The organism is Capillibacterium thermochitinicola, from assembly GCF_013664685.1.
Taxonomy (GTDB): Bacteria; Bacillota; UBA4882; order UBA10575; family UBA10575; genus Capillibacterium; species Capillibacterium thermochitinicola.
This window is the reverse complement of record NZ_JAAKDE010000019.1, coordinates 88,132-95,333: the sequence shown is the minus strand read 5'-3', so window position 1 is coordinate 95,333 and position 7,202 is coordinate 88,132. Positions and strand designations below refer to the sequence as shown.

The 7,202-nt window shown below is 51.3% G+C and carries 5 protein-coding genes; 1 reads left to right on the top strand and 4 read right to left on the bottom strand.

The window, feature by feature from the left end; all coding sequences use genetic code 11:
• Positions 1–335 precede the first annotated feature (335 nt).
• From G5B42_RS09545 to dusB, 4 genes are all read right to left on the bottom strand, one after another.
• The gene (locus G5B42_RS09545; RefSeq protein ID WP_181340243.1) at positions 336–1,598 is read right to left on the bottom strand and encodes a hypothetical protein; all 1,263 of its coding nucleotides are present in this window, start codon (positions 1,596–1,598) and stop codon (positions 336–338) included.
• A gap of 339 nt (positions 1,599–1,937) precedes the next feature.
• Positions 1,938–3,425: a lysine--tRNA ligase gene (gene lysS / locus G5B42_RS09540; protein WP_181340242.1), complete on the bottom strand. Its 1,488-nt coding sequence runs from the start codon at positions 3,423–3,425 to the stop codon at positions 1,938–1,940.
• Between the two features lie 135 nt (positions 3,426–3,560).
• The gene (greA, locus tag G5B42_RS09535) at positions 3,561–4,043 is read right to left on the bottom strand and encodes a transcription elongation factor GreA (RefSeq protein WP_181340241.1); all 483 of its coding nucleotides are present in this window, start codon (positions 4,041–4,043) and stop codon (positions 3,561–3,563) included.
• Between the two features lie 198 nt (positions 4,044–4,241).
• A complete protein-coding gene (gene dusB, locus G5B42_RS09530) occupies positions 4,242–5,252 on the bottom strand; it encodes a tRNA dihydrouridine synthase DusB (RefSeq protein WP_181340240.1) in 1,011 nt (336 codons plus the stop codon).
• A 160-nt stretch (positions 5,253–5,412) separates the two neighbouring features.
• On the opposite strand from dusB, the gene G5B42_RS09525 reads away from it, so the two are divergent.
• Positions 5,413–7,197 carry a DEAD/DEAH box helicase gene (locus tag G5B42_RS09525; RefSeq protein ID WP_181340239.1) on the top strand — a complete coding sequence of 595 codons (1,785 nt, stop codon included), beginning with the start codon at positions 5,413–5,415 and terminating at the stop codon, positions 7,195–7,197.
• Positions 7,198–7,202: the final 5 nt, after the last annotated feature.

Here is a 7,202-nt window from a genome sequence, read left to right as displayed (position 1 = left end):
TTGTAAAGCAACAAGCCCTTACCTTCTCTTACCTGTCTTGGCTGTTTAGTTTTCAGGGTTCAGTCGTTTCCTCTCCTCCCAGGATTGTCCTCCGCTCCCGGAAGGCGAATTTTATCTTATCATATTTTTGCGGCTTTGTCTATATCAAATTTTGGAATTAACAACGCCACATTACAAACTGAGTTTGCCTTGTATTATTATAATCATAAGAACATCAACATTTTAGATTATGATAAATAAGTAGAAGCAATCATATTCCTAATGTGAACATTTCGAAAAATAAAAGACGCTCCTGGAAAGGAGCGTCTTTTATCTCTTTTATTGCTGTCTTGTAATTAGAATTCAGCAGACAGAACGAACGAGTATTTAGTGACAGCTTTAGGTTCTACAAGCTCGCCCGCGTCTTCGTCAATAACTTTATGACCTTTACCATTGGTAACCTCGAGGGTACCAGTGACGCCTTCGGCAAAGGTGTAGACGGCTTTTCCACCGAACTCGCTTGCATAGCCGTATCCTTTATACCAGGCACCAAGGGCAATTTCCTCGGTTAGGTCATAATCGGCAGCTACTTTGTAGCTTAAAGCAAAGTCTTCATCAAACAAATCTTTGAAATTTTTAAGCACATCTGCTTTCCCTACCTTAGCACTTAGGACATAGTCGAAAGCACCGCTGACTTTCAGAGCGTCGGTAAGTGCGTAGGATGCATCGACATAAAGCACGTTACCCTCAAACCCACCGAGCTTCATGAAGTCCCTTGCCAAGAAATCGTCGGCATCGTCCTCATTTTGAGTAACAAAGCCCAGATCCTGGTTCAAGAAAGCAGCGTCAACAGTCAACCCGCCGCCCTCATAAGAGGCTTTAACCAAGATCGCATTCATTGCTTCAGGCTTTTTGAATCTATCTTCGTCTTCTTTTTTGATTTTATAGTTTTCAGTCCGGCTGGCAAACTCCCCAGCTATGGTCAAGCCGTCAATAACTTCATAGGAACCCCAGATGGCAAAAGCGTCTTTAACGGTGTTTTTGAATACTACTTCACCTTCTTCATCTAATTCTGCCTCAATATAAGCATCATCCGCTAAACCGTGTTTCTGGAAGCCAGCACCCAAGGCAAGAGCATCTGCGCTGTACTCAGCTTTGGTCAAGAAGTTGTATGTAGGACCAGCGTTGATCAGGCCTGTAATGGCCAAGCCATCGATTGCGGTCACGTCAACTTGAACACCAGGAGCACCAGCGAGACCCCACTCGGCAGCGAGATCATTAGCAGCGTTTCCGTCAATCTCGGTCTTCGCAGTTACGGCAAGGATATCGTAGTCTAATTTAATCCAGCCAGCGCCGTCAAAATCGAATTCTTTAACCGAGTCACCGTGGGCTTGAATTTTGGTTGTAACCCCAGCGGTAACACCATCACCATAATCTTTTGTGAAGTCAATCGTAACCCCAGCTTCTAAATCGCCAGCTGCAAAGCCGGGCTCAACATCAGTTTCGCCAGCCCATTTAACCTGGACTTTACCACTGTAGGAAACCTCAGCCGCAAAAGCCGCGGTTGCCAAAGCAAGAACCATAAAAACGCTAAGCGCTAAAACTAACGCCTTTTTCAAATCAAACCCCTCCTAAGTAATTGTTTCATAAGTTAATTGTTTTGGTATAAAAGATTACATTCACATCCTATGTATATTTACCCATTTACCACCTCCTGAGTTTCGGAAACAAGCGTATACGTTCCTTCTTGGAAATACATCCTGAAAGAGATTGTTTACCACTTCGCGGATGTAATTCTCTTATTCTCCAAATTGCCTGTTATTCCTTCCGAAACGGGAAATTTTTAGTAGCAAATCTGAGCAAAAGAATACAAACGCTTTATTTATTCTATTTACTACCAATAAATCCTTCTTTCACCGTAAGAAAAGGTTAATGTTTTTATTTTGTTAATTTTCTGCCTATTCTTTGGGCCGCATCAAGGGGAAGAGAATGACATCCCGGATCGAAGGCGAATCTGTCATAAGCATGACCATCCGGTCAATCCCGATCCCCATGCCCCCCGTCGGCGGCATCCCGTGTTCCAAAGCAACCAGAAAATCCTCATCCCAGACCATCGCTTCTTCATTTCCTTTGGCCTTTTCCCGCGCTTGGGCGATAAACCGTTCCCGTTGGTCCAACGGATCATTCAGTTCGGTGAAGGCGTTGGCCATTTCCCGTCCGTAAATAAACAATTCGAAGCGGTCGGTCAGTTCGGGCTGGTCCGGCTTCCGCTTGGCCAGCGGTGAGACTTCAATCGGATAATCGACAATAAAGGTGGGCTGGATCAGCTTCGGTTCAACAAATTCACCGAATAGCTCATCCAAGACTTGTCCTTTGGTTTTCAGATCCTTGACATTGAGGCCGAGCTTTTTCGCGATGGTAATGGCAGTTTCGTCGTCGGTGGCCTCCTTTAACCAGTCGATCCCGGTCTCCTTTTTAATTGCTTCGACCATCGACAACCGGGGCCAGGGTGGAGTCAGATCGATCTCCGTCCCCTGATAGGTCAGTTTGGTGGTGCCGAGGACTTCCCGGGCAACATGGGCAAAAAGCTGTTCGGCCAATTCCATCATATCGTTAAGGTCACCGTAGGCCTGGTAAAGTTCGATCATCGTGAATTCCGGATTATGTTTGGTGGAGATCCCTTCGTTCCGGAAGCACTTGCCAATCTCATAAACCCGTTCCAACCCGCCGACGATCAGCCGTTTATGGTAAAGCTCCAGAGCAATCCGGAGGGTCAGGTCGAGATCGAGGGCGTTATGGTGGGTATTAAAGGGGCGGGCATGTCCGCCTCCGGCGATCAAGCTGAGGACCGGCGTTTCGACCTCAAGAAAGCCCCGCTCGTCCAGAAACCGGCGGATCGTCGAGATAATCCGGGTTCGTTTGATAAAGGTCTCCCGCACTTCCTGGTTGACAATCAGGTCAAGATAACGCTGGCGGTAGCGGGTATCCACATCTTTCAGCCCATGCCATTTCTCCGGTAAGGGACGGAGGGCTTTGGCCAGAAGTTCCCACTTTTCAACCATCACGGTAATTTGTCCGCGCTGAGTCCGGAAGACGGTACCGGAAACGCCGATCAGATCCCCCAGATCCAGGTCGGTAAACCAACGGTAGGATTCTTCCCCCAGCACATCAATTTTGGCGTAGATCTGGATCTCGCCGCTGCGGTCGGATAAATTGGCAAAGCAGGCTTTGCCGTGGCCGCGCATGGTCATTACCCGGCCGGCAATGGCCACCTGCTGTCCTTCCAGTTGGTCAAAGTTGTCCACAATCTCCTTGTGCTGGTGGGTCCGTTCATAACGGCGGCCAAAGGGATCGCGCCCTTCGGCTTTGATCTTTTTCATTTTTGCCAGGCGGTTCTCCATCTCCTCGGTCCGGACTACATTGTTGAAAGTATTATGTTCGTCCATAATCTTACCTCCCGTGTCTCATCAGCTTTTCGACATAGTCAAATTGGTCAATCTACTCTAAAGGATATTATATACCAAACACCAAAGGGAGGGGCAAACCCCTCCCTTTCCGTGTGACGCGCCATTGTTTCGAGTTTATTTGCTGATCGCTGTTACCCGGTAACGAAGGGTCCCTACTGGCGCCCGTACTTCAACCTCTTCACCGCTTTTTCGGCCAAGCAGGGCTTTCCCCACCGGTGATTCATTGGAGATCTTAAAATGGGCCGGATCAGCCTCCGTCGAACCGACGATCGTGTATTCCACTTGTTCACCGGTTTCCAGGTCAAACAAGGAGACTTTGGAGCCGACACTCACCTCATCAAGGGTAACATCCTGTTCATCGATGACCCGGGCGTTACGGAGCATTTTTTCGATGGCCAGGATCCGCCCCTCGATAAAACCCTGTTCATTCTTGGCATCTTCGTACTCGGAGTTTTCGCTGATATCCCCAAACTCGAGGGCTTGTTTGATCCGCTCGGCAACCTCCCGCCGGCGGACCGTTTTTAAATATTCCAACTCTTTTTCCAGTTTATTTAGTCCTTCCAGTGTTAATATAACTTCTTTTTCTTTCTCCTCCATTTAGCTTATCCCCTTTTAATTGATCAACTTCTACTTTTGACCAATTTGATTTCTTTGCCGACACGCGGGACTATAAAATTCCGTAAAAAAAGGCTTCCTTAAAACCTTTAAGGAAAGACCGTTCAACAGGGAAGATGATGAGCAACCGCAAAATGCCCATTTTTTGTACCAACATTATACCCGAGCATAATGGCAGTGTCAAGATGAAGAAGGACTAATTTCTGGGCAATTGGGGCGGAAATTCTTCTTCAAATCCTCCTCATAGGCATCAAGCAAAGCCAAAAGCTCGCCCAGGCTCACGGCTTCGTTAATCCGTTGCCGGGCGCGGGCCGCCCCCGGAAAGCCCTTCAGGTACCAGGTAAGGTGCTTACGCATTTCTTTGACCCCCCGTTCTTCGCCACAGAACGCGATCTGGGCCGACAAGTGACGGCGGATGAAAGCGAAACGCTCTTCGATGGATGGTGGCGGGGGCACCGGCGCACCAGTCAGCGCCGCCACCGTCTCCCGCACCAACCAGGGGTTACCGAGGAGCCCACGGCCTACCATCACCCCGTCACATCCGGTCTCGGCCCGCATCCGCAGGGCATCGGCAGCCGTAAAAATGTCGCCGTTTCCAATCACCGGAATATTGACCGCCGTTTTCACCTTTCTGATCACGTCCCAATCGGCCTGGCCACTATAAAACTGGTCGCGGAAGCGTCCGTGCACCGCAACGGCGGCCGCTCCGGCTTCGGCGCAAAGAACGGCCAGTTCCGGAGCGACCTCCGCTCCGGGCGCCCAGCCCCGCCGCATTTTGACGGTGACGGGACAATCCACCTCGGCCACTACGGCGCGGACGATCCGCGCTGCCCGCGGCAGGTCATTAAGGAGGGCCGCTCCTTCGCCGTTTTTCACGACCTTCGGTACCGGACACCCCATATTGATATCAATCACATCCACCGGGTAGGTGGCAAGAATCCCAGCCGCCCGGGCCATCGTCTCCGGATCGGAGCCGAAAAGCTGGATACTGACCGGCCGCTCCCGGGGATCGGTCGCCAACAAGTTTAAAGTATTCCGGTTGCCGTAAACCAAGGCCTGGGCGCTTACCATCTCGCCACAGACCAGGCCGCACCCTTGCTCCTTCAGGAGGAGGCGAAAAGGCAGGTCGGTGACGCCCGCCATCGGGGCGGTCACTACCGGGTTGGCCAGCTTAAGATCGCCTATCTGCAACGATGATCCATCCTTTGTGTAATTTGGTTGTTGACATAAACTTCTTCGGGGCCTTCGCTACTAATACCTCCCGCCCAACCTGGGCAGAATAAATAGCGTTGTCAACGAAGAATTGATCCGCAGCCAATTGGTAACAACAAGTTGAACCAGGAGGATGAAAATGAAATCATTCTTAACCACGGAGCGGGAGTTCACTCCCCAGCTTGAATTTTTGACGGATCCGGCGGAAATTATCAAAGGAATTCACCGTCAAGAGTGGGACTCCTGGGCGGCTTTCCGGCTACGGGTCCGGGCCGCTGAACTTTCGCTTTTTACCGGTTTTGACGACCAACTGCTCATCTTTCCCCATCTTCAGGAACGCTGGCGTCAAGTTGGACTGGTCCCCTACCCCCACCAGCAAGCCACCGTTAAGCGGGTCATCGGCGAACTCCGGGGGCGGGCGATCCTCGCTGATGAAGTGGGGTTAGGAAAGACAATCGAAGCGGGCATGATCATTAAAGAATACATCCTCCGCGGTCTGGCCAAAAAGATTCTCATCCTGACCCCGGCCTCCCTCTGCCGGCAGTGGGCGGCGGAGCTCTCCCAAAAGTTCGCCCTCTATCCGGTCCTGGCCAAGGGTGATTTCGACTGGGAACGGTACGATCTGGTCATCGCCTCCCTGGATCTGGCCAAACAGGAGAAAAACCGGAAGGTGATTGAAAACCTCTATTATGATCTATTGGTCGTCGATGAAGCCCATAAACTGAAGAATCCGACCACCAAGAACTGGCAGTTGGTGAGTCGCATCCGAAAGAAATTCTTCCTCTTACTGACGGCGACACCCCTGCAAAATGACCTGAAAGAACTCTTTAACCTCATCTCCCTGCTCCGCCCGGGACAACTGGGCAGTTACCGCCAGTTTAAACGGAATTTTGTCGCCGACAAGCGCACGGCGAAAAATCCGGAAGAGTTGCGTTCGTTACTCAGCCGCGTAATGATCCGGAATAAACGGGGGCCGCAGATCACGTTGCCCCCGCGCAAAGTGGCGACCATGCCGCTGGCCCCGTCCCCGGCCGAACAGGAATTATACCAAAGAGTAACCGCTTTTGTCAAAGCCGAATACCGGAAAGGGGAACGGGCGAATGTCAACCCATTGACCCTGATCACCCTTCAACGGGAGGTTTGTTCCAGTTCCTTCGCGGCCGTCACCACCCTGTTTAATCTGGCGCAAAAGGCCGGTGTTGAAGACGCGGAGAAAATTGTCGCCCTGATGGAACTGGGCAGGCAGTTGAAGGAGAACTCCAAGATGAACCTGGTGGAAGAGATCCTGCGTCAAACCGGCGAGGAAAAGGTGATTATCTTTACCGAGTTTCTGGCCACCCAGCGTTATATCCACGCCCGTCTGAAGCGCAACGGCATCCAAGCCTTAACCTTCGACGGGTCAATGTCGGCCAGCAAAAAGGATTTTACGATCGGCCGGTTCCGCCGGGATCCGGCGCACCGGGTCCTCATCTGTACCGAATCGGGAGGCGAGGGCGTAAACCTGCAATTTTGCCGGACCATGATCAATTACGATCTCCCTTGGAACCCCATGCGGTTGGAGCAACGGATCGGCCGTATTCACCGGTTGGGCCAGACCCGGGAGGTCTACATCTACAACCTGGTCACCCGGGGGACCATCGAGGAACACCTGCTCAAATTATTACTGGAGAAGATCCGCCTCTTTGAGATGGTAATCGGGGATACGGAAAGGATCGTCAACTACTTTACCAGGGAAAAATCTTTTGAGTCCCGCGTCATGGGGGCTTTGGTCGCCGCGGAAGACGAAAGAGAGCTTAGCCGGAACCTGGAGCGGTTGGGCGATGAAATCCTGGCCGGGCTAAACCAGCCGGGACGGTTAAGCATCGATGACCTGCTTACAGTGCCCGCTGAGGAGCAAGGCCGGGCTGTAGAAGCTCAAGGCTAAGCTGG